Source organism: Streptomyces sp. NPDC002276 (genome assembly GCF_053891435.1).
In genome coordinates this window covers 111,231-135,538 of sequence record NZ_JBSFCQ010000023.1, presented here as the reverse complement: position 1 = coordinate 135,538, position 24,308 = coordinate 111,231, and the positions used below count along the sequence as shown (strand labels likewise).

Annotated in this window: 24 protein-coding genes; 11 read left to right on the top strand and 13 right to left on the bottom strand. The window is 69.4% G+C overall.

The window, feature by feature from the left end:
* The first annotated feature begins 276 nt into the window (after positions 1-276).
* Together ACWIHT_RS40650 and ACWIHT_RS40645 are read left to right on the top strand one after the other, a co-directional pair.
* The gene (locus ACWIHT_RS40650; protein WP_200712028.1) at positions 277-732 is read left to right on the top strand and encodes a hypothetical protein; all 456 of its coding nucleotides are present in this window, start codon (positions 277-279) and stop codon (positions 730-732) included.
* Positions 733-828: 96 nt separating this feature from the next.
* A complete protein-coding gene (locus tag ACWIHT_RS40645) occupies positions 829-1,560 on the top strand; it encodes a nucleotidyltransferase family protein (RefSeq protein ID WP_456173591.1) in 732 nt (243 codons plus the stop codon).
* Between the two features lie 157 nt (positions 1,561-1,717).
* Here ACWIHT_RS40645 and ACWIHT_RS40640 read toward each other — a convergent pair whose 3' ends face one another.
* The 6 genes from ACWIHT_RS40640 to ACWIHT_RS40615 form a co-directional block, all read right to left on the bottom strand.
* Positions 1,718-3,355 carry a DoxX family membrane protein gene (locus ACWIHT_RS40640; protein ID WP_456173590.1) on the bottom strand — a complete coding sequence of 546 codons (1,638 nt, stop codon included), beginning with the start codon at positions 3,353-3,355 and terminating at the stop codon, positions 1,718-1,720.
* 118 nt (positions 3,356-3,473) lie between these two features.
* Entirely contained in the window at positions 3,474-4,418 is a 945-nt protein-coding gene (gene rlmB / locus ACWIHT_RS40635; protein WP_456173589.1) for a 23S rRNA (guanosine(2251)-2'-O)-methyltransferase RlmB, read from the bottom strand.
* A gap of 110 nt (positions 4,419-4,528) precedes the next feature.
* On the bottom strand, positions 4,529-5,929 hold the full coding sequence (cysS, locus tag ACWIHT_RS40630) for a cysteine--tRNA ligase (protein WP_456173588.1): 1,401 nt from the start codon (positions 5,927-5,929) through the stop codon (positions 4,529-4,531).
* 110 nt (positions 5,930-6,039) lie between these two features.
* Positions 6,040-6,537 (bottom strand): 2-C-methyl-D-erythritol 2,4-cyclodiphosphate synthase, encoded by a 498-nt coding sequence (gene ispF, locus ACWIHT_RS40625; protein WP_456173587.1) that lies wholly within the window; start codon positions 6,535-6,537, stop codon positions 6,040-6,042.
* Positions 6,527-7,279: a 2-C-methyl-D-erythritol 4-phosphate cytidylyltransferase gene (ispD, locus tag ACWIHT_RS40620; RefSeq protein WP_456173586.1), complete on the bottom strand. Its 753-nt coding sequence runs from the start codon at positions 7,277-7,279 to the stop codon at positions 6,527-6,529. Before ispD ends, ispF begins: the two co-directional genes overlap by 11 nt.
* 261 nt (positions 7,280-7,540) lie before the next feature.
* The gene (locus ACWIHT_RS40615; RefSeq protein WP_003953493.1) at positions 7,541-8,023 is read right to left on the bottom strand and encodes a CarD family transcriptional regulator; all 483 of its coding nucleotides are present in this window, start codon (positions 8,021-8,023) and stop codon (positions 7,541-7,543) included.
* A gap of 589 nt (positions 8,024-8,612) precedes the next feature.
* Here ACWIHT_RS40615 and ACWIHT_RS40610 point away from each other — a divergent pair.
* Entirely contained in the window at positions 8,613-9,278 is a 666-nt protein-coding gene (locus tag ACWIHT_RS40610) for a DUF461 domain-containing protein (RefSeq protein ID WP_456173585.1), read from the top strand.
* Positions 9,279-9,523: 245 nt separating this feature from the next.
* On the opposite strand, the gene ACWIHT_RS40605 is transcribed toward ACWIHT_RS40610, so the two are convergent.
* Together ACWIHT_RS40605 and ACWIHT_RS40600 are read right to left on the bottom strand one after the other, a co-directional pair.
* Complete coding sequence (locus ACWIHT_RS40605; protein ID WP_009340348.1) at positions 9,524-10,204, bottom strand: response regulator transcription factor; 681 nt, start codon at positions 10,202-10,204, stop codon at positions 9,524-9,526.
* Positions 10,201-11,454, bottom strand: a complete 1,254-nt coding sequence (locus tag ACWIHT_RS40600; RefSeq protein WP_200712020.1) for a sensor histidine kinase — start codon at positions 11,452-11,454, stop codon at positions 10,201-10,203. Before ACWIHT_RS40600 ends, ACWIHT_RS40605 begins: the two co-directional genes overlap by 4 nt.
* 233 nt (positions 11,455-11,687) lie before the next feature.
* Here ACWIHT_RS40600 and phoU point away from each other — a divergent pair, with 233 nt between their 5' ends.
* From phoU to ACWIHT_RS40575, 5 genes are all read left to right on the top strand, one after another.
* A complete protein-coding gene (gene phoU, locus ACWIHT_RS40595) occupies positions 11,688-12,377 on the top strand; it encodes a phosphate signaling complex protein PhoU (protein WP_456173584.1) in 690 nt (229 codons plus the stop codon).
* Positions 12,378-12,513: 136 nt separating this feature from the next.
* Complete coding sequence (locus tag ACWIHT_RS40590; protein ID WP_019062518.1) at positions 12,514-12,669, top strand: hypothetical protein; 156 nt, start codon at positions 12,514-12,516, stop codon at positions 12,667-12,669.
* A gap of 133 nt (positions 12,670-12,802) precedes the next feature.
* Positions 12,803-13,051, top strand: a complete 249-nt coding sequence (locus ACWIHT_RS40585) for an SCO4226 family nickel-binding protein (RefSeq protein WP_262061424.1) — start codon at positions 12,803-12,805, stop codon at positions 13,049-13,051.
* A gap of 138 nt (positions 13,052-13,189) precedes the next feature.
* A complete protein-coding gene (locus tag ACWIHT_RS40580) occupies positions 13,190-13,387 on the top strand; it encodes a hypothetical protein (RefSeq protein WP_456173583.1) in 198 nt (65 codons plus the stop codon).
* A 157-nt stretch (positions 13,388-13,544) separates the two neighbouring features.
* Positions 13,545-14,924, top strand: a complete 1,380-nt coding sequence (locus ACWIHT_RS40575; protein WP_456173582.1) for a S53 family peptidase — start codon at positions 13,545-13,547, stop codon at positions 14,922-14,924.
* Between the two features lie 343 nt (positions 14,925-15,267).
* On the opposite strand, the gene ACWIHT_RS40570 is transcribed toward ACWIHT_RS40575, so the two are convergent.
* A complete protein-coding gene (locus ACWIHT_RS40570) occupies positions 15,268-16,641 on the bottom strand; it encodes a macro domain-containing protein (protein WP_456173581.1) in 1,374 nt (457 codons plus the stop codon).
* A 79-nt stretch (positions 16,642-16,720) separates the two neighbouring features.
* Between ACWIHT_RS40570 and ACWIHT_RS40565 the strand changes: the two genes are divergently transcribed.
* The gene (locus tag ACWIHT_RS40565; protein ID WP_456173580.1) at positions 16,721-17,641 is read left to right on the top strand and encodes a macro domain-containing protein; all 921 of its coding nucleotides are present in this window, start codon (positions 16,721-16,723) and stop codon (positions 17,639-17,641) included.
* 56 nt (positions 17,642-17,697) lie between these two features.
* Here ACWIHT_RS40565 and ACWIHT_RS40560 read toward each other — a convergent pair whose 3' ends face one another.
* From ACWIHT_RS40560 to ACWIHT_RS40550, 3 genes are read right to left on the bottom strand one after another with little or no spacing between them, the layout of a single operon-like run.
* Positions 17,698-18,402 carry a TIR domain-containing protein gene (locus ACWIHT_RS40560; RefSeq protein ID WP_456173579.1) on the bottom strand — a complete coding sequence of 235 codons (705 nt, stop codon included), beginning with the start codon at positions 18,400-18,402 and terminating at the stop codon, positions 17,698-17,700.
* Between the two features lie 2 nt (positions 18,403-18,404).
* A complete protein-coding gene (locus ACWIHT_RS40555; RefSeq protein ID WP_456173578.1) occupies positions 18,405-20,012 on the bottom strand; it encodes a hypothetical protein in 1,608 nt (535 codons plus the stop codon).
* A gap of 32 nt (positions 20,013-20,044) precedes the next feature.
* A complete protein-coding gene (locus ACWIHT_RS40550) occupies positions 20,045-20,722 on the bottom strand; it encodes a hypothetical protein (RefSeq protein WP_456173577.1) in 678 nt (225 codons plus the stop codon).
* Between the two features lie 330 nt (positions 20,723-21,052).
* Between ACWIHT_RS40550 and ACWIHT_RS40545 the strand changes: the two genes are divergently transcribed.
* Positions 21,053-21,337 (top strand): hypothetical protein, encoded by a 285-nt coding sequence (locus ACWIHT_RS40545; RefSeq protein ID WP_456173576.1) that lies wholly within the window; start codon positions 21,053-21,055, stop codon positions 21,335-21,337.
* Between the two features lie 179 nt (positions 21,338-21,516).
* On the opposite strand, the gene ACWIHT_RS40540 is transcribed toward ACWIHT_RS40545, so the two are convergent.
* Positions 21,517-22,002 carry a DUF4265 domain-containing protein gene (locus ACWIHT_RS40540; RefSeq protein WP_456173575.1) on the bottom strand — a complete coding sequence of 162 codons (486 nt, stop codon included), beginning with the start codon at positions 22,000-22,002 and terminating at the stop codon, positions 21,517-21,519.
* Positions 22,003-22,374: 372 nt separating this feature from the next.
* Here ACWIHT_RS40540 and fxsT point away from each other — a divergent pair.
* Positions 22,375-24,308: FxSxx-COOH system tetratricopeptide repeat protein (gene fxsT / locus ACWIHT_RS40535; RefSeq protein WP_456173574.1), on the top strand; the 1,934-nt coding region annotated here is incomplete at its 3' end.

The window sequence follows — 24,308 nt, the reverse complement described above, 5'->3', positions numbered from 1 at the left end:
GACGCTCGACTGGGAGACCCCAGCCGAGCGCCTGTCTAAACTGATCGCGGCCTGATCAACTCACCACGGTGTTGCAACGACCCCTGGAATTCGCCGATCCGCGGGGCCCTCTCCCGTTCCTGTTTCGCGCCTGCCGGCCTATGTGACAAATACCCCGGCAGATCCGTCATTTCGAGCAGTGTTCGTCAACGCCCTACCCAATTCGAGGCACCAATCCATCCCCCGAATTGGTGACTAAATGTCGCCAAATCATTACCGGGCGCTACCCTCACACGCGTGAAGCACTCCAATAACCAACAGCCGCGACGCGGCCGGGGCCCCGCCCGCCGGGTCGGCCGCACCCTCGCCCTCGTCCTGCCCGTCATGATGGTGCTCTCCGGGACCCTCGCGGTCACCCGGGTCAACTGGTCGGGGAGCCCCTCCAGTTCGATGCTCACCGCGACGGACGTCACCGCGGCCGGAGCCTCCTCGCGGGCCGCCGCACGCGCCCCGCAGGACATCCTGCGCGACCAGCTCATGACCGAGCTCCAGGACAAGAACCCGGGCGTCGTCCTGACCCACCTCCAGGAGGCGGTGAACGGCCACCCGTCGCTCGCCACGCACTGCACCTCCATCGCCCGCGCACTGGGCCGCGCAGCGGTCCGTATCTACGGCGCCGCACGCGCCCAGTCCTACGCCCGCCCCGTGTGCGACACCGCGTTCGCCTCCGGGGTCATGGCCGCGCACAGCTGACCGGAGCCGGCGCCCGGAGTAGGAGGTCGGTAACGGCTGATTAAGGAACGGTTGCAGCCGAAAGTTGCGGTGGGGCCGCCACGTACAGTTCGGGTCATGACCGATCCGAACGCCGCGTCGCGCCCCACCCAAGCCGTGATCCTGGCCGGTGGCCAGGGATCCCGGCTGCGCCCCTACACCGACGACCGGCCCAAGCCGATGGTCGAGATCCCCGGCACCGGGACGCCGATCATCGGCCATCAGCTCGTCTGGCTCGCCGAGGAGGGCGTGACCGACGTCGTCGTCAGCTGCGGGCATCTCGCCGAGGTGTTGCAGGACTGGCTGAAAACAGCCGATCTGCCCGTCGACGTGACCACGGTCGTCGAGACGGAGCCGCTGGGCCGCGGCGGCGGCCTCAAGTACGCCGCCGCGCATCTGCCCCGCCCGGACAGCCCCTGGTACGCCACCAACGGCGACATCTGGACCCGCTTCTCGCTGCGCGACATGGCGGACTTCCACACGGAGCGCGACGCGGTCGCCACGATCGCGCTGGCTCGGCCGCGGATCCCCTGGGGGGCCGTGCAGACCGACGACTTCGGGCGCGTGACCGACTTCATCGAGTCGCCGCCCACGCAGTACGCGATCAATGCGGGGGTGTACGTCTTCTCGCCCGAGTTCGCGGGGTTGTTGCCGGAGCGGGGGGATCACGAGCGGACGACTTTTCCGCACCTCGCGCGTGAGTTGCGGCTCGCCGGGTTCCCTATTCCGCAGGGGGCCTACTGGCGGGCCATCGACACTGCGAAGGACCTCAGGGAAGCCGCCAAGGAGCTTGCCGCGCTGGGTCGTTGAGTGCGGCTCCGTCGTGGCTGGTCGCGCAGTTCCCCGCGCCCCTAAAGGACAAAAACCGAAGGGCCCGCACTTTTCAGTGCGGGCCCTTCGCCATACGTACCGGAGTGTCAGCCGGTGGGCGGCGGTGACTGCTTCAACAGACCCCCCACCGGCCCAGTTACCCCAACAGGCCGCCCACCAGGCCCGGCTGGCCGGAGGAGGACGAACCCCCGGTGCTGGAGCCGCCACTTGAGCTGGTGCCGCCCGTCGTGCCGCCGCCCGACGTGGGGCCGGAGGTCGTGCTGGGGGCCTGGCCGGCCGGGGAGGACTGCTGGGGCTGGGTGCGGCCCGCGGTGCCCTGGGTCTGGCTGGGGGCGCCGCCGGTGGCCGTACCGGTGGACGAGTGGGTCGCGCCCGGGCTCGTCGCCGCGTGCGACGGGCTGGCCGAAGTGGGCTGCCTGGACGGCGAGTTGACCGCCGAGGGGCTGCTGCTGCGGCTCTTGGTCGGTTCACCGGGGAGCGGCGCGCCGGGGAGTTCGTTGCGCGGGGCCTCGCCGGGGCCGGGTACTACCACACGGCTGGAGTCGCGCACCGCGCCGCCGAGCAGCGAGCCGATGAGCAGGGTGAGGCCGATGGCGACAGCCGTGACCAGGGCGCCGCGGCGCAGGACGTAGCGGCGCAGCTCCCAGATGTCGGCGCGGGGTCCGAGGCGGCGCCAGGCGCTGCCCGCGAGGCGGCCGTCGACGGAGTAGACGGGGGCGCCGGCGATGATCAGCGGGGACCAGGCGGCGAGGTAGATGATGTCGGGGGCGTCGTAGGCGGGAACGGTCTTCCAGCTGACGGTGACGATGAGCGCCGCGGAGAGCAGCGCGCCGCCGACCGCCGCGACCCGCTGCCACAGGCCGAGGATCGTCAGGACGCCCACGATGACCTGGGCGAAGGCGATGACGAGCCCGGAGCCGACGGGGTGCTGGAGGGCGAACTGCCGTAGTGGCTCGGCGACTTCCCAGGGGTGCAGGGTGTTGAGCCACTTCACCATGGAGCCGCGCTTGCCGCCGTCGAAGTAGACGGGGTCGCACAGCTTGCCCATGCCGGCGTAGATGGAGATGAAGCCGAGGAAGATACGCAGGGGGAGCAGGACGACGCCGAGGTTCATCCGGCGGCCCGGGTAATAGGCGTGCCGTACCGGGTCGTTGGGGTGCCGCCCGGTGCGCCGCTCGCGCTCGCCGTCCGCCTCGAAGTCCTCGAACTCCCCGTCTCCGTAGGCGGGTTCGTCGTAGGCGCTGCCCACGGTCCGCATCTGCGGCAGGAGTCGGTTCTCGCCGGTGTCGTGGGCGTGGCCGCGCTGGGCGCCGACGATGGGGGTTTCGAGGGTCTGCGCGGTCAGGTCGCCGTCGTGGCCGCCGCCGTAACCGCCGTCCGCGATACGGGGGATGACCTGCGTGGCGCCCGCGTCGCCGGCCGGCTGCTCGCCGTGGCGGACGCCGCTGCCCCGCACGGCCTGGAGGAGCCGGTGGGCGCCGGTGTCGTCCGGGGCGGACCGGCCGCTCCAGACGACGGGCCTACGGCGCGCGGCACCGGCCGCGGGCATCCGGGCGGTGTCCTCGGCGGTACTCAACTGCCGTGCGAGGCGCGGGTTTTGGGTGCGCGTCGAGGCGCCCAGCTGCACGCGGAAACTCGCATGGTTGACGATGACCTGGGCCGGATCGCTCGGCACCTTCACCATGCTCAGCGCGGGAGCGTCGTCCAATCCGGACTGGAATCCGGACGAGCGGTCCCCCGTGGGTGTGCGGGGTGTTCTGGTGTCCACACTCATCTAACCGAGTGACGTGTGTTTAGGACACTGCTTTGACTTGCCGGATGTGTCCGGACAGCGTCAAGCTCGCCCTCGCCTCCCAGATTGCCCCGAGTGGGTGACCGCGCCGAACATCCGTTCAGGAGCGCTTGCGAGCCGCCTCGTAGAGGACGACCCCGGCCGCCACACCGGCGTTGAGCGACTCCGCGCCACCCGGCATCGGGATCCGGACCCTGAAGTCGCAGGTCTCGCCCACGAGTCGGGACAGGCCCTTGCCCTCACTGCCGACGACGATGACCACCGGCCCTTCCAGGGCGGCCAGTTCACCGAGTTCGGCCTCGCCGTCGGCGGCCAGGCCGACGATCGCGATGCCCGCCTTCTTGTACGCCTCCAGGGCGCGCGTCAGGTTCGTGGCGCGGGCGACGGGCGTACGGGCCGCCGTACCGGCCGACGTCTTCCAGGCACCGGCGGTCATGCCGGCCGCGCGGCGCTCGGGGACGAGGACGCCGTGGCCGCCGAACGCGGAGACGGAGCGGACGATCGCGCCGAGGTTGCGCGGGTCGGTGATCCCGTCGAGGGCGACGATCAGCGGGTCCTCGCCCTTGTCGTAGGCCGCGTTGGCGAGGTCCTCGGCGTGCGCGTACTCGTACGGCGGGACCTGGAGGACCAGGCCCTGGTGGTTGAGGCCGTTGGTCATGCGGTCCAGCTCGGGGCGCGGGGCCTCCATGAGGTGGACGCCACCGCGCTCGGCGACCAGCTGGAGCGCCTCGCGCACCCGCTCGTCGTTGTCGATGAACTGCTGGACGTACAGCGTGACCGCCGGGACGCCCTCGCGCAGCGCCTCCACGACCGGGTTGCGGCCGACGACCATCTCGGACGTGCCCTTGCCGCCGCGCCCGCGCGCGACCGGTGCGCGCCGCTGGACCTGCTTGGCCTTGGCGTTGGCGATGCGATTCTTCTTGTGGCCCTTGCGCGCCTCGGCGGGCGGGGTGGGACCCTTGCCTTCCAGGCCCCGGCGCCGCTGGCCGCCACTGCCGACCTGCGCGCCCTTCTTGCCGGACATGCGGCGGTTGTTGGCTGCCATGACCTACCTGTCTGTTCAGAGTCTTTTCAGAAGCATGCGTACGTACGTCTATGCAGTGTGCCGCCCGGAGGGCCGGGCGGCACAGTCGATCTTCGTTGACCGGGACGGGTTCAGCGTGGGCCGAGGGTCCAGCGGGGGCCCTGCGGGCCGTCCTCGATGACCAGGCCGGACTGGTTGAGCTGGTCACGGATGGCGTCCGCGGTGCCCCAGTCCTTACGGCCCCGGGCGGCCTCGCGCTGGTCGAGGACCATCCGGACCAGGGTGTCGACCACACCGTGCAGGTCCTCGCCCCGGTCCGTCTCGCCCGCCCACTGCGGGTCCAGCGGGTCCAGGCCGAGGACGCCGAGCATGGCGCGCACCTCCGCGAGACGCGCTACGGCCGCTTCCTTGTCGTCGGCGGCCAGCGCGCTGTTGCCCTGCCGGACAGTCGTGTGCACGACGGCCAGGGCCTGCGGAACGCCCAGGTCGTCGTCCATCGCCTCGGCGAACGCCGGCGGCACCTCGGCCGCGGGCTCGACGACTCCCCCGGCCTTCTCCACGACCCGCTGCACGAAGCCCTCGATCCGCGCGAACGCGGACTCCGCCTCGCGCAGGGCCTCCTCGCTGTACTCGATCATCGAGCGGTAGTGCGGGGTGCCGAGGTAGTAGCGGAGCACGATCGGCCGCCACACCTTGACCATCTCGCTCACCAGCACGCTGTTGCCGAGCGACTTCGACATCTTCTCGCCGCTCATGGTGACCCAGGCGTTGTGCACCCAGTACTGCGCGAAGTCGTCGCCGTAGGCCTTGGCCTGGGCGATCTCGTTCTCGTGGTGCGGGAAGATCAGGTCGAGGCCGCCGCCGTGGATGTCGAAGGCGGGGCCCAGGTACTTGTGCGCCATCGCCGAGCACTCCAGGTGCCAACCCGGCCGCCCGCGGCCCCACGGGGTCTCCCAGTCGGGCTCGCCCGGCTTGGTCGCCTTCCACATGGCGAAGTCGCGCGGGTCGCGCTTGCCGGTGATGCCTTCCTCGGCGGGCTGGCGCAGATCGTCGATGTCCTGGTTCGACAACTGCAAGTAGTCCGGGTACGACCGCACGTCGAAGTAGACGCTGCCGTCGGCCTCGTAGGCGTACCCGCGCTCGATGAGCCCGCGCATCATCTCGATCATCTCGGGGACATGGCCGGTCGCCCGCGGTTCGTACGTCGGCGGGAGGCAACCGAGTGCCTGGTAGCCGTCGTTGAACGCGCGCTCGTTCTCGTAGCCGATGGACCACCAAGGGCGGCCCTGGTCACGGGACTTGGCGATGATCTTGTCGTCGATGTCGGTGACGTTGCGGATGAACGTGACGTCGTAGCCGCGGTGTTCGAACCAGCGGCGGAGGATGTCGAAGTTCAGACCCGAGCGGATGTGGCCGATGTGCGGGGCGGCCTGCACGGTGGCACCACACAGGTAGATCGAGACACAGCCCGCTGTGAGCGGGGTGAAGTCGCGAATCTGCCGGGTGCTGGTGTCGTACAGGCGAATGGTCACGGTACAAGGGTAGTGGGCGGTACAGGGTGCGCGGGACCGTATGTCGGGTACCGGCCGGTGGGGGCTTGTCGCGCAGTTCCCCGCGCCCCTAAAAGCAAAGGTCGGAGCAGCTAAGCGCGTTTGACCACCAGCGCCGTTGCCACCGCCATCAAGCCCTCGCCCCGCCCCGGGAAGCCCAAACCGTCCGACGTAGCTCCCGAAACCGACACGGGTGCCCCCGCCGCCTCCGACAGGAGCTTCTGCGCCTCGTCCCTCCGCTTGCCGATCTTCGGACGCGGGCCTACGACCTGAACCGCCACGTTGCCGATGGTGAAGCCCGCCTCGCGGACGATCCTCGCGGCCTCCGTCAGGAGGGTCACCCCGGACGCGCCCGACCACTCGGGGCGGCCGGTACCGAAGTGCTGGCCCAGGTCTCCCAGTCCCGCCGCCGAGAACAGGGCGTTGCAGGCCGCATGCGCTACGACGTCAGCGTCGGAGTGGCCGGCCAGGCCCGGGCCCTCGCCCTCCCACTTGAGGCCGGCGCACCACAGCTCGCGGCCCTCCTCGAAGGCGTGGATGTCGGTGCCGATGCCGACCCGGGGAAGCACGAAGGGCTGCTCAGAAGCCATCGTTCAGCCTCCTGCGGGCGAGGACCGCCTCCGCGAGGACCAGGTCCAGGGGGCGGGTGACCTTGAAGGCCTCCTCGTGGCCGGGGACGACCACGACCGTCAGGCCAAGCTGCTCGACCATGCTCGCGTCGTCGGTGACGTTGTCGGTGACCGTCTCGTGGGCGCGGACCAGCGTGGCGCGGTCGAAGCCCTGGGGGGTCTGTACGGCGCGGAGGCGGGCCCGCTCCGGGGTGGCGACGACCGGTTCCGGGCCGCCGGGGTACGCGGCCGGCTCGACTTCCTTGACGGTGTCGGCGAGCGGGAGGGCCGGTACGACGGCGGGGGCTCCGTCCCGTACGGCCTCGATGACCGCGTCGACCGTGTCGACGGGGACGAGCGGGCGGGCCGCGTCGTGGACGAGGACGATGTCGTGGCCGGGGGGCAGCGCGTCCAGGCCAAGCTTCACGGACTCCTGGCGGGAGTCGCCGCCGGGGACGACCAGGAAGTCGGTGCGCTCCGGCAGCGCGTGTGCGTCGAGGAGGGTCTTGACCTCGGCGGCGCCGTCGGGCGGGGCCACGACGACGACCAGGGAGACCGCGCGGGACGCGGCGAGTGCGCGGACCGCGTGGATGAGCATGGGGGTGCCGTTCAGCGCGCGTAGCGCTTTGGGGGCGCCGGGGCCGAGGCGTACGCCCCGTCCGGCGGCCGGAATCACGGCGGCGACGGAGGACTGCGCCTGCGAAGAGCGCGAATCGTCAGACATCGGTTCCTGTCAGGTTTGTGTGCTCGACCTACGTGGGTATGGCCTGAGGAGTGCCGGGCGCGACGCCTTGACCGGACCCTTCCGTGACACCGGTCGAGCCTGCTGCCCGGGCCCGGCACACCATTATCGGGGGACGTTTCTCCGGCGTTCGACCGAGCCGCGAAACTCCCCCGAACATGCCGAAGCGCCCGGCGACAGACGGGCTGTCATCGGGCACCACGGCATTTCAGTGTGCTGAGCAGGGCGTACCAGGTGCCTGCGTCAGGACGCGAGAACCTCGTCGAGCAGGGCCTCGGCCTTGTCCTCGTTCGTGTTCTCCGCGAGCGCGAGCTCACTCACCAGGATCTGGCGAGCCTTGGCGAGCATGCGCTTCTCACCTGCGGAGAGTCCGCGCTCGCGCTCACGACGCCACAGGTCACGGACGACTTCCGCGACCTTGATGACATCGCCGGAGGCGAGCTTCTCCAGATTTGCCTTGTAACGACGCGACCAGTTCGTGGGCTCCTCGGCGTACGGAGCGCGCAGCACCTCGAAGACCCGGTCCAGCCCGTCCTGACCGACCACATCACGTACGCCGACGAACTCCGCATTGTCCGCTGGCACACGCACCGTCAGGTCACCCTGAGCGACCTTCAGCACCAAGTAGGTCTTGTCCACGCCTTTGATCTGGCGAGTTTCGATAGCCTCGATCAGCGCGGCCCCGTGATGGGGATAGACCACGGTGTCGCCAACCTTGAACGTCATGTGACAGGTACCCCTTCCGTGGCTATCCAGGGTAACACGGAAACTGCGTGTTCTGAATGGCGTTTTCGCAGGTCAGGGCATATCTCGGGGCTTGACAACAGCAACAGGAACGTGCTGCGGACGCCGAGCGGGAGAGGGTATTCGCAGGTCGGAGCAGCTCTCCGGGCGAGGTGAAACGCGTACGTTACACACATCCGGAGGCGCCCCCAAGTGGACGAACGTCCCCAAATGTCTGGTTCCAAGTGCTCGACTTCCACTACTCCGTTCGGTGGCCGGAGCCCGGGGCGAGGCGAATCCGGAATTGATCACCGAGGTGGAGCGGAACGGCCGGTGATCAATTCTTCGAGGTGCCCCGCATTCTTCATGGAAAATCCCTCGACGGACGGCTGAGCTGCTTATGTGAATGCCGGACGAGTGCCGGACACAAGTGACCCGCGGGTCACTTGTGGCACACGGGTACCCGGTTGGGGGAGGGTCGGGTGCGGTGGTGCGGGAACGGCTCGGTAACCTAAGGCCGCTGACAGACACTTAGGGCGGCTTTATTCGGGAGTCGCCCTGCTCCGCCCACGTTCAAGGAGTAGCCGCCGCCGTGAGCAGCAGCCTTCGACGCGGCGCCCTCGCCGCCGCCGCCATCGCGTTCTCGTACGCCTCGCTCTCCGCGTGCGCTGCCGGCAACGACGCCCAGACGCTGGAGGTCAAGCCGGACAACGCGGCCGTCTCCGTCGGCGCCATCAAGGTGCAGAACGCCCTCGTCATCACCCAGCCCATCACCGACTCCAGCCCCCAGCCCTCGGGCCCGGCGGTGATCTCCGCGACGCTGTTCAACACCAGCAAGGACCCCCAGACGCTGGACTCGGTCAGCGTCGACGGCGTCGGCACGGCCACGCTCACCCCCGCGAAGGGCAAGGGCAAGCTGACCGTCCCGGCCTTCGGCTCGATCGTCCTGGGCGGCAAGGGCAACGCCTCCGCCGCGCTGACCGACGTCGGCACCGGCCTGGAGGACGGCAACGCCCAGAAGGTCACCTTCACCCTCAGCACGACCGGCGCGGTGAGCCTGAGCGCGTTCGTCGTCCCGGCCGACAGCTACTTCACCAAGTGGGGCCCGACCGCGATCCCCACGCCCGCCGAGGGCGCCACCGCGACCGCCTCCACCTCCACCTCCACCTCGCCGAAGCCGGGCAAGAGCACGTCGGCCACGCCGTCCGACTCCGCCTCCGAGAGCACCACGGCGACGGCCACGGCCTCCGCAGGCTGAGCGGCAGTCGTAGGGCTACGACGATGGGCGGGACCTCACGGAGAGGTCCCGCCCATCGTCGTAGCGCCTTGAGCGTGTGTGCGGTTTACGGCTCGAACTTGTAGCCCAGGCCGCGGACCGTCACCAGGTACCTGGGCGCGCCCGGGTCCGGCTCGAACACCCTTTCCGACGCACCCCTCGCACCGCTGCGCGGGCTTCGGAGTGCTGCGCCGGACTCCGTCCGACGGCCACCACTGGGCCCGGTTTTACGGCTCGAACTTATAGCCCAGACCACGCACCGTCACCAAATACCTGGGCGCGCCCGGGTCCGGCTCGATCTTGGCGCGGAGGCGCTTGACGTGGACGTCCAGGGTCTTGGTGTCGCCCACGTAGTCGGCGCCCCAGACCCGGTCGATGAGCTGCATGCGGGTCAGTACGCGGCCCGCGTTGCGCAGGAGCATCTCCAGCAGGTCGAACTCCTTGAGGGGCAGGTCGACCTTGGAGCCGGAGACCGTGACCACGTGGCGATCCACGTCCATGCGGACCGGACCTGCTTCGAGGGCGGCCGGGGTGACCTCCTCGGGCTCGCCGCGGCGGCGCAGGACGGCCCGGATACGGGCGACCAGTTCGCGGGACGAGAAGGGCTTGGTGACGTAGTCATCGGCTCCTATTTCCAGGCCTACGACCTTGTCGATCTCGCTGTCCTTGGCCGTCACCATGATCACGGGGACGTTGGAACGGCCGCGCAGCTGGCGGCAGACCTCCGTGCCGGGCAGCCCCGGCAGCATCAGGTCGAGCAGGACGAGATCGGCGCCGTTGCGCTCGAACTCGTCGAGTCCGTCGGGCCCGGTGGTCGCGATGGCGACCTCGAAGCCCTCTTTGCGAAGCATGTAGGACAGGGCGTCGGAGAAGGACTCCTCGTCCTCGACGACGAGCACTCGGGTCACGGAAGGACCTCCGGGGCGGGAAGCGGTTCGTACGGGGATGGATCAGGGGACCCCTCGGCCTCGTCGTCGAGGTCGGGGTGCTGGTGGGCACGGTCGCGGGCCGCACCCGCCTCCGGTAGCCGCAGGGTGAACGTGGAGCCCTGTCCCTCGGAGCTCCACACCGTGACCTCCCCGCCGTGCGAGGCGGCCACGTGCTTGACGATCGCCAGCCCGAGACCCGTACCGCCGGTGGCCCGCGAGCGGGCCGGGTCGACACGGTAGAAGCGCTCGAACACGCGCTCCTTGTCCTTCTCGGATATCCCGATGCCCTGGTCGGTGACGGCGACCTCGATGTGGTCGCCGCCGTGCGCGGTCAGCCGACGGGCGGCTATGCCGACTCGGGTACGGGCGGGCGAGTAGTTGACGGCGTTCTCGACGAGGTTGCCGAGGGCGGCGGCCAGCTGGCCGCGGTTGCCCCAGACGTACAGGTCGGCGGTGCCGCCGGCGGCCATGGTGATCTGCTTGGTGCCGGCCTGGTGGCGGCACCGGTCGATGGCCTCGGCGACGAGTTCGTCGACGCGCACCGGTTCGGCGTCTTCGAGGGGGTCGTCGTTCTGGACCCGTGACAGGTCGATGAGCTCCTGCACGAGGTTGGTCAGCCGGGTGGCCTCGATCTGCATCCGGCCGGCGAAGCGCTCCACCGCCTCAGGATCGTCGGAGGCGTCCATGACCGCCTCCGACAGGAGGGAGAGCGCGCCGACCGGGGTCTTCAGTTCGTGGCTGACATTCGCCACGAAGTCTCGTCGTACGGCCTCGATACGGCGGGCCTCGGTGAGGTCCTCCACGAGGAGCAGGACGAGCCGGGAGCCGAGCGGGGCCACACGTGCGGACACGGCGAGTGCCTCGCCGCGTCCGGTGCCCCGCCGGGGAAGGTCAAGTTCGACCTGGCGTATCTCGCCGTCGCGCCGGGTGTCCCGGGCCATGGTGAGCATGGGGTCGACGGAGAGTTTCCCGCCACGGACCAGTCCGAGGGCGTAGGCCGCCGAGCTGGCCTTGACCACGGCGTCCGCTTCGTCGAGGACGACGGCCGAGGAGCGGAGCACCGAGAGGACGGTGTCCACGCCCGGCGGAAGCACCGGGTCCGTGTGCAGGGAGGTCCTGGTCGGTCGCTTCTGGTCGCGTTCGCTCCAGCGGAACGCCAGCATGGCGATGACACCGGTGAGCACCCCGGCGATCGCTGCCGCTGCGGCGACCGCCGCGTTCACGTCCATGCCCCCAGGTTAGGCATGGGATACCTCCTGGCCACAGCCATCGGAGTGCGACCTCGAACACTCGTCGCCCAGAGTTCACCTTGGAGCCAGTATTGGTTCATTTGGGGTGGCGGAAACCGACGCGTAGGAGCGGGAACGTGGGAGCGTGGGGTGGAAGGGCCGGTTTTTAGTCACAGTCGGACGGGCCCGGGGCCCCTGAGCCCCCCGAAGCGAACGTAGGAGAGGGAACCCTGATGCGGGACGCGTACCACGAGGAACTTGACTCGATCGGTGACGGTCTGGTGGAGATGGCCCGGCTGACCGGGTCGGCGATCGGACGCGCCACGACGGCGATCCTGGACTCCGACCTGAAGCTGGCCGAGAGCGTCATCGAGGCCGACAAGAAGGTCGACGACCTCCAGCACGACCTGGAAGCACGGGCCATAGCCCTGCTGGCCCGGCAGCAGCCGGTGGCGACGGACCTGCGGATCGTCGTCACGTCCCTGCGCATGTCGGCCGACCTGGAGCGCTCCGGCGACCTCGCCCAGCACGTGGCGAAGCTGGCCCGGCTGCGCTTCCCCGAGCGCGCCGTGCCGCACGACCTGCACGCGACCATCCTGGAGATGGGCCAGCTGGCCCAGCGCCTGATGGCGAAGGCGGCCGAGGTCATCATCACGAAGGACGTCGATCTGGCGCTCCAGCTGGAGCAGGACGACGACGCGATGGACCTGCTGCACCGCACGCTCTTCCAGCACCTGCTGGACGACAAGTGGAAGCACGGCATCGAGACCGCGGTCGACGTGACCCTGCTCGGCCGTTACTACGAGCGTTTCGCCGACCACGCGGTGTCGGTGGCGAAGCGCGTGGTGTTCCTGGTCACGGGTGAGCACGCGGACGAGCTCCAGCCCGACATCCAGCCGGCGACGGGGGCCGAGGGCGCGTAGCCCTCCGGGCGGCGGAACCGGGGCCCGGGCGGAGAAATCACGCCGGAAGCCTCAATGCGCCGTTGATGCGCCCGGCGGAACGGGCATCCAATGGGCAGCATCCGATGGGCACAGGCACCAGCCTCCAGGAGGACCCATGGCCGAATCCCCCGCCACGACGCCCGACCCCACGCAGGAGCGCGAGACGCAGCAGCCCGCCGAGATCAAGAGCCTCCCGCTCTTCGGCGCCTGCGGCTGCGGCTCGGGCTGCGGATGCGGGTGCCAGTCGGGCAACCCCTGCCAGTGCGGCTGACCGCCGCGCAGAGCCCTTGATTCCGTCGAAGGGGCTCCTGGTGCTTCAGGCACCGGGGGCCCCTTCGTCGTGCTCGGTCGCCGTGGGCGCCGTACGGGCGCAGCATGGAAGGAACGGAAGGAGGTGCGCGGTCATGGCTCAGTACATGGACGTACACCACGGAATGAAGGGCATCACGGCCGACGAGTTGATGGCGGCCCACAAGGCGGATCTCGCCGTGGAGAAGGACGAGGGCGTCCACTTCGAGCGGGCCTGGGCGGACCCGGAGTCCGGGACCGTCTACTGCCTGTCGGAGGCGCCGTCGCCCGAGGCGGTCCAGCGGGTGCACGAGCGCGCGGGGCATCGGGCGGACGAGGTGCACGCGGTGCCGTACTCGATCTGACGACCGGCGGGCGTCCCCGCGGGGGTGCTGCCAGCCCCACCCCCGACCGGGTGGGGCGCTCCATGGTTCCTTGAGGCGCGCGAAGGCATCGTAGAAGGAAGCCGGCCCCTCGGGGCCCTCGTCCGGAAGGAACGTCCCATGGAATCAAGGCAGTTCACCGAATCGGCCGAGGTCTCCGGCGACAGCGCCCTCGTCCCGCTGCTGGCCGCGTGGGACCTGGCGCACCCCGCCAAGGGTGATCCCGAGTGGCGGCATCTGCTGGACGAGATCGCGCATCCGCGCACCACCGAGGCGTTCCGGCGGCTGGCCGGGGCCGGGGCGGGCTCTTCGGTCTGAGTCAACCCGTGCGATCTCCAGGACCGTTCGAGCATTGGGTGCTGTTTGGGCAAAAGCTTCGGCATCGGCAGTTCAACTGACTTGTCCTGTGCATGTCTCACTGGATGAGATGCACGCAGACCTTCGCGTGCAACTCACAGACATCCAGGGGGCATTCATGCACATAGCCCGCAACAGACGTGGCCTCGCGGCTTCTACGGCCGCCACCGCCACGCTCGCCGTCGCCGCACTGGCGACCGCCCCGCTGGCCGGCGTCAGCAGCGCCGCACCCGCCGCCGTACCGCAGACGAAGGTGATCCCGGCCATCACCGGACACACCCTCGCCCGCGACGTGCCGACCCCGCTCACGAGCGAGCAGTGCGAGGCCAAGTGGGGGATCGCCTGCTACACCCCGCTGCAATACCGCACCGCGTACAACCTGAACTCCCTTTACAAGAAGGGCATCACGGGCAAGGGACGCACGATCGTCATCGTCGACTCCTTCGGTTCGCCGACGATCCAGCACGATCTCGACGTCTACAGCAAGCAGTTCGGCCTGAAGAGCGCCAAGGTCAACGTGGTCAAGTGGGGCAACGTCCCCGTCTTCGACCCGAAGAACTCCGACATGACCGGCTGGGCGGGCGAGACCACCCTGGACGTCGAGATGGCCCACGCGGTCGCGCCCGACGCGAAGATCGTGCTCGTGGAGACGGCGGTCGCCGAGACCGAGGGCGTCACCGGTCTGCCGGAGATGATGTCCGCCGAGAAGCACCTCATCGACCACGGCGTCGGCGATGTCATCACGCAGAGCTTCGGCGCCACCGAGAACACCTTCCCCGGCTTCGACCAGGGCGACTTCTCCAGCATCAAGAAGCTGCGCTACGCCTTCCAGGACGCCAACCGCAAGCACGTCACCGTGCTCGCCTCCTCCGGCGACGGCGGCGCCACCGACTACAACCTGGACGGCTCGGCCTTCTACGACAAGCCCGTCAACTCCTGGCCGTCCTCGGACCCGTTGGTCACGTCGATCGGCGGCACGCAGCTCCACCTGAACGACAAGGGCGCGCGCGTCACCCCGGACAGCGTCTACAACGACTACGGCGCGGGCGGCGGCGGCCAGTCCCACGTGTTCGCCCGCCCGTCCTTCCAGAACGGCGTGAAGAGCGTCGTCGGCACCCAGCGCGCCACGCCCGACGTGTCGATGGCCGCGGCGGTCAACGGCGGCGCCTGGGTCTACTCCAGCTACGACCCGACCGCGATCGGCTGGGACGTCTACGGCGGCACGAGCGAGGCCAGCCCGCTGTTCTCGGGCATCGTCGCCCTCGCCGACCAGGCGGCGGGACACCGGGTGGGCAACATCAACTCGGCGCTGTACACGCTCGCTCGGCACAACGCCAAGGGCAACGGCATCGTCGACGTGAACGACGGCACGAACAACACGTACGCGGGCGTGACCGGTTACACCGCGGTCAACGGCTACGACATGGCGACGGGCGTGGGCACGGTGGACGCGCTGCGCTTCGTTCCGGCGCTGGCGAAGGCGAGTTGGAAGCACTGAGGTTCCGCGGGACTCTCTGAACTCCCGTACGGACGGCCCGGGTTCGCATCTCCTGCGACCCGGGCCGTCCGGCTGTCGTCCGACTGTCGTACGTGTGCCGTACGTGTGCCGTCGGAATCGGATCGGAAGCGGATGGCGGCTACCCGCGGAAGCGCCGTCGGCGGTGCACTGGGAGCCGGTGAGGCCGGGTGGCCGTGGCGGGCCAGAGACCGGCGGGCGAGGCCGCGTGGGGGAGCCGTAGATGCGGAGGAACCCGTCGGAGCGGGGGACGGACGCCGAGGGCCGCCCGGTCTCACCTCGGGCCCGGAGGCCGGAAGGCCCTCAACTCCCTTGCCGCCCTTGGTCATTCACCCCGGTCGGGCTCCAGGTCCGGCACCAGTTCATGGAACCGCCGCTCGACCGGCGAGAGATCGGTGCTGGCCAGGTCCTCCGGGCGGACCACTATGCGCAGTTCGGGGGTGAGCGCGGGGTAGCGGCGGCACGCGGCCATGAACGAGTCGACGATCAGGGCCACGAGCTGGCTGCGGTCGAGGTCGGTCACGCGGGCGAGCCCGGAGCCGATGAGCGGGACGGCGACCGGTCTGAACAGGCCGTGCACGGCCACCGAGGCCCAGAGGTTGTCCAGGCCGGAGCGCAGATCCTCGTCACCGGAGCGGGCCACCAGGTCGTTGCCGAGCCGCGAGTAGGCGACCGCGAAGATCCGGCGCCCGTCGACGGGTACGGCGATGGTCGTACCCACCGGGTAACGGACCCGCCGGCCGCGCGGCTTGGCCCGTGCGCTCTCCGTGCCGACGGCCTTCACGGCGCGCAGCCCGGTCCTCAACTTCTCGTCCAGCAGGCGGCGTCGGCCGCCGAAGACCCGGTCGACCAGCTGACTCTGCACGCTGTCGCGGCTGATGACGATGTCCTGGTCGGTCTCCGTGTCGAAGGTGTCGGTGAAGCCGACCACCAGATTGCAGTCCGTCTGCTCGAACAGGTCGCCGCGGACGAGGACGACGTCCGCCCGCTGACCGGGCAACGGGACGCGGTGGCGCAGCAGTTCGGCGCCGTGCCGGGCGCGGAGCGCGGCCCGCAGGGTGTCGAGGGTGCGCGCGGCGTCGAGGTCGTCGGGATGGTCGCGGACGATCAGCTCCGCGACCGGCAGTGCGAGGTCCGGGCGGCCCAAGTCGGCCTGGACGCGGACCAGTTCACGGCGGGCGGAGTCCAGCAGGGCGGTGAGCCGACGGATGAAGGGGTCGGCGAACGTCTCGCCGTTGACCTCGGCCAACGGCCGGCCGCGGATCAGTCCGAGCGCCTCGTCGAGCTCATGGGCGGCGGTGGCGGGCGGCGCCAGCAGGGCGGTGCGGACGACCTCCGTGAACCGCGCGCTGTCCAACTCCTCCGGCCGCAGCACCAACCGATAGGCGGTCTCCGGGCCGTGCACGGTGACCTGCTGCTCGGTGCGCAGTACGCGGGCGGCGGTGCCGTCCTGGCCGGGATCGAGCGCGCGCCGCAGCTCCAGGACGCGCTTCTGCACCTCGTTGCGGTTGCGCTGGTCCAGATGACGGGGTCCGTCCGCCAACCCCCATACGTCGCGCCGGAGTTGCCGTACCGGCACGGCCTCGCCCTCGGCGGCCACCAGGCGGACCAGCAGCCGGGTGGTCAGGGGGGTCAGCCGGACCGGAATCCCGTCGACGTCGAGCCGGACCGGCCCCAGCACTTTGACCTGAATGCGCACTCGTCCATCGGCCACCCGCGTCGCCCCCGCCGCGCCCCTGTATCACCCTGTGTCACCGAGAAGTGACAAGAAGATTATCATGAGGCCTTGGAGAAACCGTGTGGCCCAACTGCGCATACCCATACGCTTTTTGCGGCTCTACGGCACCGGGCGCGCCCGAAGGGTTTTCGTCCGCAACACGATGGTGGCGTTCGGCGGAATATCGGCGGTGCTTCAGTTCGTCGGGCAACTCTTCCCGCGGAGCTTCCCCGATCCCGGCACGGTCACGGTGGTGTCGGTGGTGGCCTGCCTGGTGTGGGGGCTGGTCCAGGCGCGGCCGGTGCCGCGGGTGGAGCAGGTGTTCCGGCGGCCCGATCTGACGGTGGTGGTCGAGGCGGGCGACGTGTTCGACCAGCCGGCGCATCTCGTCGTCGGCTTCTGCGACACCTTCGACACCGCGACGGCGGACGGCGAGGTCATCAACGCGGCCAGTGTGCAAGGGCAGTTGCTGCACCGACGGTACGACGGTGACGTAGGGCGCCTGGACGCGGAACTGGTCGCGGCGCTCGCCGGGGTCGCGTCGGTCGGGCGGGAGGAGCGGGACCGCAAGCCGCTGGGCAAACTGGACCGGTATCCGGTCGGCACGGTGGCGGTCCTGGGCGCCCGGCCGAGGCTGGTGTTCGCGGTCGCGTACAGCCGTATCGGCAACGACTGTGTGGCCGCGTCGAGTGTGGAGGAGCTCTGGCTCGGCCTCGGCCGGCTGTGGGACGCGCTGCACCGGCATGCCCAACTGGAGCGCGTGGCCATGCCGTTGGTCGGCTCGGGGCTGTCCCGGCTCGATCACCTCGACCAGGACAGCCTGCTGCGGCTGATCCTGATGTCCTTCGTCGCCAGGTCACGGGAGGGCGCGGTCTGCCGGGAGTTGCGGTTGGTGGTGCGGCCCGCCGATCTGGAACGGATCGACATGCGGGAGGTGGCGGCCTTCTTGAGGGTTCTGGCGTCGGGGCTGGACCGCGTATGACAAAAGAAAGGGGGGTACGGCCGCCTGAGCGTCCGTGCCCCCCTTTTTCTCTCGGTTCAGGCGAGCCTCCGATACGCGGCGAGGTTCTGGAAGGGCCGGGTCTCGCGCCATTCCGGTCCGCTGTCGTCGAGTTGGCAACCCGCCAGCCGCAGCCGTGCGGCGATCTTCGCGAGGGAGGCCTCCGTGCCGTCGAACCGGATGACGTTGATGCCCGCGATGTCGGCGACATGCCGTAGCCGGCCGACCTCGACGATGACGGTCCGCTCGGGGTAGGCCATCAGGACCATGCCCAGCTCGATCAGCACGTTCTGCCGTGGCTGGCCGGTGAGTTGGGTCTCGTCGTCGCGTTCGCGGTTGCCGAGCAGGTGCGGGTGGAGCTTGGCGACGTCGTCCGGGGTGAGCAGGACCAGGGCGGCCTGCGCCTGCGCCGGTGCGTTCATGACGACCTCACCGAGGAAGGGCGCGGTCTTGCCGGTGGCCCGCACCAACTCCTCCCATTCCAGGGGCCGTAGGTCGAGTCGGCGCAGCAGCCCGAACATCGCCTGCCGCACCTCTTCGTCCCGGCCGTGCACGACGAAGACGCTACGGCTGCGGTCGTGAACGGCCGGTGCCTGCGCGGCCGGTTGGCCGGAGGCCTGGTCGGCGGTCTCCGGTTCGGCGGCCGAAGTCGTGGGCGCCGCATGGAAGTTGTAGCCGAAGCCACTGTTCTTCCCGCCGACGATGACCTGGCTGTTGTCACCGAACGTATGGCTGTCACTCATTGCTAATCCCCTCGGCTGCCGGACGAATCGGGGCCCTGCGGCTGGTAGTTGTACCCGAAGTTCTCGTTGTGCCCGCCGAAGATCGCCTGGGAGTTGTCCCCGACGAGGATGTTGGTCTGCGCGCGGTCGTGGTCGGCGAGGTCCACGTGGTGCTCGTCCAGGAACTGGCGGATGGTGTGCAGCAGTCGGCGCTCGACGATCTGCGAGTACTTCAGGGCGTCGGTCTTCTGGAAGAAGTGGTGGTAGGTGTCGCTGGTGGCCATCTCGCGGACGCTGGTCAGCGCGCCGCAGTCCACCGACTCGTTGGCGTAGCGGGCGAGGCGGAACTCGCTGGTGTCGACCGTCGTGCTGTCCGTGGTGAACTCGATGGTGGACCGTCCGCTCCGCCCGGGCCGCACCAGCCGGCGTACCCGCTTCGGCAGGAACCGTTCGGGAACCAGCCGCAGCGGCCACAGTGGCAGCGCCACGCACCACCTCGGCACGGCCTTGACCATGTCCCACGCGACCCGCACCGCCAGCCGCCCGTCGAACGAGTCGGGCAGTTGGTCGACGAGGTGGAACTCCCTTACCAGCGGCCCGAGTACATAGGTGTAGAACTCGGTGTGCAGGGTGTCGCCCTTGAGGTCGAACCCGACGAAGATCGAGGTCACCAGCTCCTCGTTCCAGGATCCGACGCGCACGCACAGATACTCGCGGGCCGCGTCGTAGTCCTCCCGCCAGTGGATGCCGGGGAGATCGTCCATGCCGGGCAACTGGGACCAACCGGCGCCCAGCGTACGGTCGTTGGTGCGGATCGCCGTCGTGTAGCGGCGCTGCTCGACGGTCAGTCCCTCGATCCGTTCGTCCCGGCGGGCCTCGTCGCGCAGTTCCGCACCCATGCGGGCGGCGACGTAGGAGGTGATGTCGTGGACGGTGAACGGCAGGACGGGCTTGCGCTCCACCTCATCCAGGTCACTCCCGGCTCCGGGCCCCACGAAGTCCTTGCGCGCGGCGAGGCGGTTCTTCGGTGCGCCGAGCAGGAGTTGGGCGTTCGCCCAGTCACGCAGCGGCAGTCCGGCGCCGACGAAGGGCCGGAAACCGCCGTAGAAGACAAGGCCGTTCTGGCTGCCCTGCTCGCGGTCGATCTTGCCGATCAGGGCGTCGGTGAGCCTGCCGCCGGCCGGATAGGAGCCGTCGAAGCCACCGGCCGGGCCGGTCTCCTTCAGCCGGGTCATCAGAATGTGCAGGGTGACGATCCGACGCAGATAGGCCGCGCCCCACAGCACCCAGAACATCAGCTGCCCGCCGACGAAGACGCTCAGCGGACCGCGCACCAGCAGCAGGAGCACGACCGCCGAACCGGCCCCAACTGCCCATTGGATACGGCGCAGTCGGCGCGCGGCGAGGGCGTGGGCGAGGACCGACACGGCGTCGTAGCCGTAGGACGGCGCGACCACTCTGAAGCGTTTCTTGAGGAGTTCGCGGATGACGCCTCTGCGGTAGCCGGGGTCGAGGTAGGTGCCCGCGGACAGCAGGCGGGTGGCCTTGGTCCGCGCGTACACGCGGGTGACCCGCGGTGGCGCCCCGGGCGGCGGGACGGGCGGATAGCGGTGCGGTGCCTGTGTGCTCACGATGGTTCAGCGCTCCACTCGTGCGGGGTCGGTCAGCCGATCAGGGTTGCGGTGCCGTGGGTGATCACACCGTCGAGAACGGTGTAGGTGGCGTGGTACGAGTGCGAAGTACCGTCCGTCTGAAGGGCGTTGAGGACCAGCGTCACGACGGTCCCCTGCACGGACACCTGGCTGATGCTGTCGCGCTCGGTGGTGGCGTAGCCCGCGACGAACGCGTCGTAGTCGGGGTCGCCGAGGTTCTTGCCGCCCAGGTCCCAGGCCGTCTGGTACTCATGGTTGTTGATCGCGGCGAAGTAGGCGGTGACGGCGGTTTCCGGATCGGCCGCGGGGGTGACCTCGTCGGTCGGGGTCGGTGTGGGGGTAGGGGTGACGGTGTCGATGTCGGTGTCGGTGTCGGTAGGCGTGGGGACGGAGGTCGGGTCGGAGGCGCCGTAGGGGGTCGGTACGACGGATGGGGCGTCGGTGTACGTGTAGGAGGACAACGACGTGGTGGGCGGGCTCCAGGGCTGGGCGGCCTGCGCTCCTCCTCCCCCACCGGAATAGGCGCCGTCGACCAGCCCCAGGAGCAGGACGATCACCAGGGGCACCCCGAGGACGGTGAGCCCCCAGGTACGGGCGGCTCCGGCGGGCGGTATCAGCCCACCGGCACGGTAGGAGGTCGGCGGGTTCGGCACGGCGGGGGCGAACGGCGGTGGTCCGAGGTCGTTCATGGGGCACTCCAACGGTCGCGACAGTGCGCCGATTTCGCGCCCCCGTCGCACAAAGGCTGATTGACACCTTGCATGCCACCGCCGACACCGCTTCCGCCACCAGAACCGATCCGCTTCCGATCCACTTCCGGGGCGGGGGCCTGGGGAAGTCGGGGCCGTGCCCTACCGGAAACGGTGGGCAGAGTGGGATCCTGCTTCATCCTGCGACGGAAGGGGCGGCACGTGGCAACGCGTTCGGATTCTGCTGCGAAGACGTTTGCTGAATACGTAAGAGGTGCGGCCCACAACGCTGGATATGCCCTCGACTCCCCGTCGGGGAAAGGCAGAGCCGTGCTCGCCAAAGCAGCGGACATGCCGGAGAGCGACATATCCAAGATCCTCGCGAGAGGGTTCGTGGTCCCGCTCGATCTGCTCAAGCCCCTGGCGACGGCCCTGGACGTACCGCAACAGGATCTGCTCAAGGCAGCCGGAGTGCTGGAGGGAAAAGCCCCGCGACCGAATGGCCAGCTGTCCGTGCGGCTTGCCGCGCAGCGGCTCGGTATCAAGTCCCCGAAGAACGTGGCGGCCTTCGAGGCCCTCGTCGAAGTTCTACGCGACGCCGAGAAGCGACGCTGACCCGCTGAGGTCCCAGAGACGGCGGCTCCAGCACAGCAACAAGGCCCCTACCGGCGGACAAACCGCGGGTAGGGGCAGTGGGCTCGGGCGCCTGGTGGTCGTCGTTGGTCGTCCTTGGCCAACGTCGAGCGACCTCGGACGGCCCAGGGACGGCCCGGCTATGGGGCACATGAACGGCATCAACTGGCGGACGTGGCCCGCCATTTTGCGGTGATGCACCCCTCTTCCATGCGCCACCACTCCTTGGCCACACCGTGGTTGAGGAGCCGCCGCACCTTGGCAAGATCGGCGGTGGGCGGGATGTCCAGAGCGACCATGGTGAAACGCTCTATGCCCTCGCCGCAGACTCCGAGTTCGTGAAACGCGTTGATCACGCTCTGCCGTGCAGCTGCTGAACCGTCGTCGCGGAGCACGATGAGGCGGATGGTGCAGTTCTCGGAACGCCGGACCACCTCACCGGCCCAACGGACGCCCTCCTCGTCAGGGGCGGTGGCCACGATGTCTCCGCAGGCGATGCCTCGGACGAACCAGGGGATGTTGTCGAGCCGTGCGGTGCCGTCGCCTTGGTCGACCGCCCACAGGCTCTCCACGGATGCCGGGGGCCAGTCGTCTTCGATCTCAAGCCGGAAGTGCACCTTCACGTGAGGGCCCTCGGGGTTCGTCATGGTCCCCAGGATGCAGAACCCTGCCGCGCCGGCCGTAGGCGGTTGACGGATGACGTCTACTCAGAGCAAGTCACGACGGTCGACCCGCAACAGGGCGTTTGAGCCATCGGCTTGGGAAGCTCGGGTCTTCCAGGGGTCGATGACTGCCCTAGCCTGCGGCAGAGCGGTGTACGAGCCTCTCCGGATCCGCGGTCGAGTCCCTGATCGGCTGCGAGGCAACCGGAGACTTCCACTCCAGGCAGCTTCAGTTTTACGTCCACACTCTTCGGACCTCGCACCGATCCCACCTTGCCGACTTCGCCTATTCCCTACCTGCCTCAGGCTGTACGCGGGATCATGGCCCATGCATGACGCCTAGGGACGGGGGCAAGGGTGACCGATCACGCCCAGCACTTCTTCATCAGCTACGCGGGCACCGACCGGGCTTGGGCCGAATGGGTCGGCTGGCACCTGGAGCAGGCCGGTCACCAGGTCATCCTGGACGTCTGGGATTGGCGCACCGGGGACAACTTTGTCCAGCGCATGGATGAGGCACTCCAGCGCGCCGACGCGGTGATCGCCCTGTTCTCCACCGCTTACTTCGAGGACGAACGCTGGACCACCGAGGAGTGGACTGCTGCCGTCGCTCACCGCGACCGCCTCATCCCTCTTGCCTTAGAGCCCGTTACCACCAATGGCCTTCCTCCTATTCTGGCCGCCAAGCTCCACAAGAACCTCCACCGCCTGGATGAGACCGCCGCCCTGACCGCACTGCGCGAGGCCGTCAACGGCGGCAGCCGTCCCACCGCTGCCCCGCCCTTTCCCGGCACCATCCCGGTCACGGCCCCCGTCTCAACAGCGGGCCAGAGCAAGCCGCGCCTGCCCGGAAGCACCGGCCAGCCTCAGGTGTGGAGCGTGCGACGGCGCAACCCCGACTTCGCCGGCCGCGAAACCGAGATCGCCCGCCTGCGTGAGAGCTTCGTGAAGGGGAGCACGTCCGTTCCCCAGGTCTTGTACGGAATGGGCGGGGTCGGAAAGTCCCAGCTCGCCCTGGAATATGCCTACCGCTTCGCCGGTCAATACGACCTGGTGTGGTGGATCGACGCCGAACAGCCCGATGAACTCCCCGTCCGCTACTCCGAACTCGCCGACCGTCTGGGCATCGCCAAGCCCGACGCCGGCGCCGAAGCCAATGCCCGCGCCCTGCTGTCCCACCTCGACATCCGCGAGCGCTGGCTACTCATCCTGGACAACGCCGAAGACCCCGCCCAGATCGAGCCTTGGCTCGCCCAGGGTCCCGGCCACACACTGATCACCTCACGCAACCCGAACTGGGTCGGCACCGCCCGCACCGTGCCCTTGAACGTCTTCACCCGCACCGACTCCCTCACTTATCTGCAGGGTCGAGTCGACGGCATGAACGACGAGCAGGCCGACAGCCTCGCGGCAGACCTCGGCGACCTCCCGCTCGCCCTCGCCCAGGCCGCCGGCGTCATCGCCAACGGCGGCATGAGCCTGGACCTTTATCACCAGCTCCTTGCCACCAACACGACCCAGATCCTGGAAAAGGGCGGCGCTCCCGGGTACCCCGCACCGGTGGCAGCCACCGTCACCATCGCCGTCGACCGCCTCACCGACCACCACCCCGACGCGGTCGCGCTCCTCCACCTGGTTGCTCTCCTCGGCCCCGAACCCATTCGAAACAGCTGGCTGGAGGCCGTTCGTCCCCGACTGGCTACGATCCCCGGCAACACCGATGACCCCATGTGGCTCCATGAAGCGCTAAGTCCCCTCATCCGTTACAGCCTCGCCCGCACCGAGTCCGAGAGCTTCCAGATCCACCGCCTCACCCAAGCCGTCCTCCGTGACCAACTCCCCCCAGACCAAGCCGTGGCCATCCGCAACGACGCCACCACCCTCCTTGCCGCCGCCAACCCCGGTGACCCCCAAAGCCCGGACGTCTGGCCCGGTTGGGCAGCTCTCATCCCCCACCTCACAGCGCACCACCTCGCCGCCACCGAGCAACCTGAACTGCGGCCCACGCTCCTCGACGCCGCCCATTACCTGATCAGAAGCGGCCAGACACGCACCGCCCGCGACCTCAGCGCTGCGGCCTACACCGCATGGGCCACCGATCTGGGACAGGACCACCCCGATACCCTCACCGGCGCGCAGTTCCTCGGCCACGCCACCGCCGACCTCGGCCAGCACGCCGAATCCCGCCGCATCATCGAGGACACCCTCGCCCGTCGACGCCACACCCTCGGCGACGACCACCCCGACACCCTCCAATCCGCCCACAACCTCGCCAGCACCCTGCACAACCT

Excerpts from the sequence above, each read along its gene's own strand:
- ACWIHT_RS40645 (WP_456173591.1), top strand. The coding sequence starts at position 829 with ATGACCGATCCGAACGCCGCGTCGCGCCCCACCCAAGCCGTGATCCTG.
- ACWIHT_RS40640 (WP_456173590.1), bottom strand. The coding sequence starts at position 3,355 with ATGAGTGTGGACACCAGAACACCCCGCACACCCACGGGGGACCGCTCG.
- rlmB (WP_456173589.1), bottom strand. The coding sequence starts at position 4,418 with ATGGCAGCCAACAACCGCCGCATGTCCGGCAAGAAGGGCGCGCAGGTC.
- ispF (WP_456173587.1), bottom strand. The coding sequence starts at position 6,537 with ATGGCTTCTGAGCAGCCCTTCGTGCTTCCCCGGGTCGGCATCGGCACC.
- ispD (WP_456173586.1), bottom strand. The coding sequence starts at position 7,279 with ATGTCTGACGATTCGCGCTCTTCGCAGGCGCAGTCCTCCGTCGCCGCC.
- ACWIHT_RS40615 (WP_003953493.1), bottom strand. The coding sequence starts at position 8,023 with ATGACGTTCAAGGTTGGCGACACCGTGGTCTATCCCCATCACGGGGCC.
- ACWIHT_RS40600 (WP_200712020.1), bottom strand. The coding sequence starts at position 11,454 with ATGGACGTGAACGCGGCGGTCGCCGCAGCGGCAGCGATCGCCGGGGTG.
- phoU (WP_456173584.1), top strand. The coding sequence starts at position 11,688 with ATGCGGGACGCGTACCACGAGGAACTTGACTCGATCGGTGACGGTCTG.
- ACWIHT_RS40590 (WP_019062518.1), top strand. The coding sequence starts at position 12,514 with ATGGCCGAATCCCCCGCCACGACGCCCGACCCCACGCAGGAGCGCGAG.
- ACWIHT_RS40585 (WP_262061424.1), top strand. The coding sequence starts at position 12,803 with ATGGCTCAGTACATGGACGTACACCACGGAATGAAGGGCATCACGGCC.
- ACWIHT_RS40580 (WP_456173583.1), top strand. The coding sequence starts at position 13,190 with ATGGAATCAAGGCAGTTCACCGAATCGGCCGAGGTCTCCGGCGACAGC.
- ACWIHT_RS40575 (WP_456173582.1), top strand. The coding sequence starts at position 13,545 with ATGCACATAGCCCGCAACAGACGTGGCCTCGCGGCTTCTACGGCCGCC.
- ACWIHT_RS40565 (WP_456173580.1), top strand. The coding sequence starts at position 16,721 with ATGAGGCCTTGGAGAAACCGTGTGGCCCAACTGCGCATACCCATACGC.
- ACWIHT_RS40560 (WP_456173579.1), bottom strand. The coding sequence starts at position 18,402 with ATGAGTGACAGCCATACGTTCGGTGACAACAGCCAGGTCATCGTCGGC.
- ACWIHT_RS40550 (WP_456173577.1), bottom strand. The coding sequence starts at position 20,722 with ATGAACGACCTCGGACCACCGCCGTTCGCCCCCGCCGTGCCGAACCCG.
- ACWIHT_RS40540 (WP_456173575.1), bottom strand. The coding sequence starts at position 22,002 with ATGACGAACCCCGAGGGCCCTCACGTGAAGGTGCACTTCCGGCTTGAG.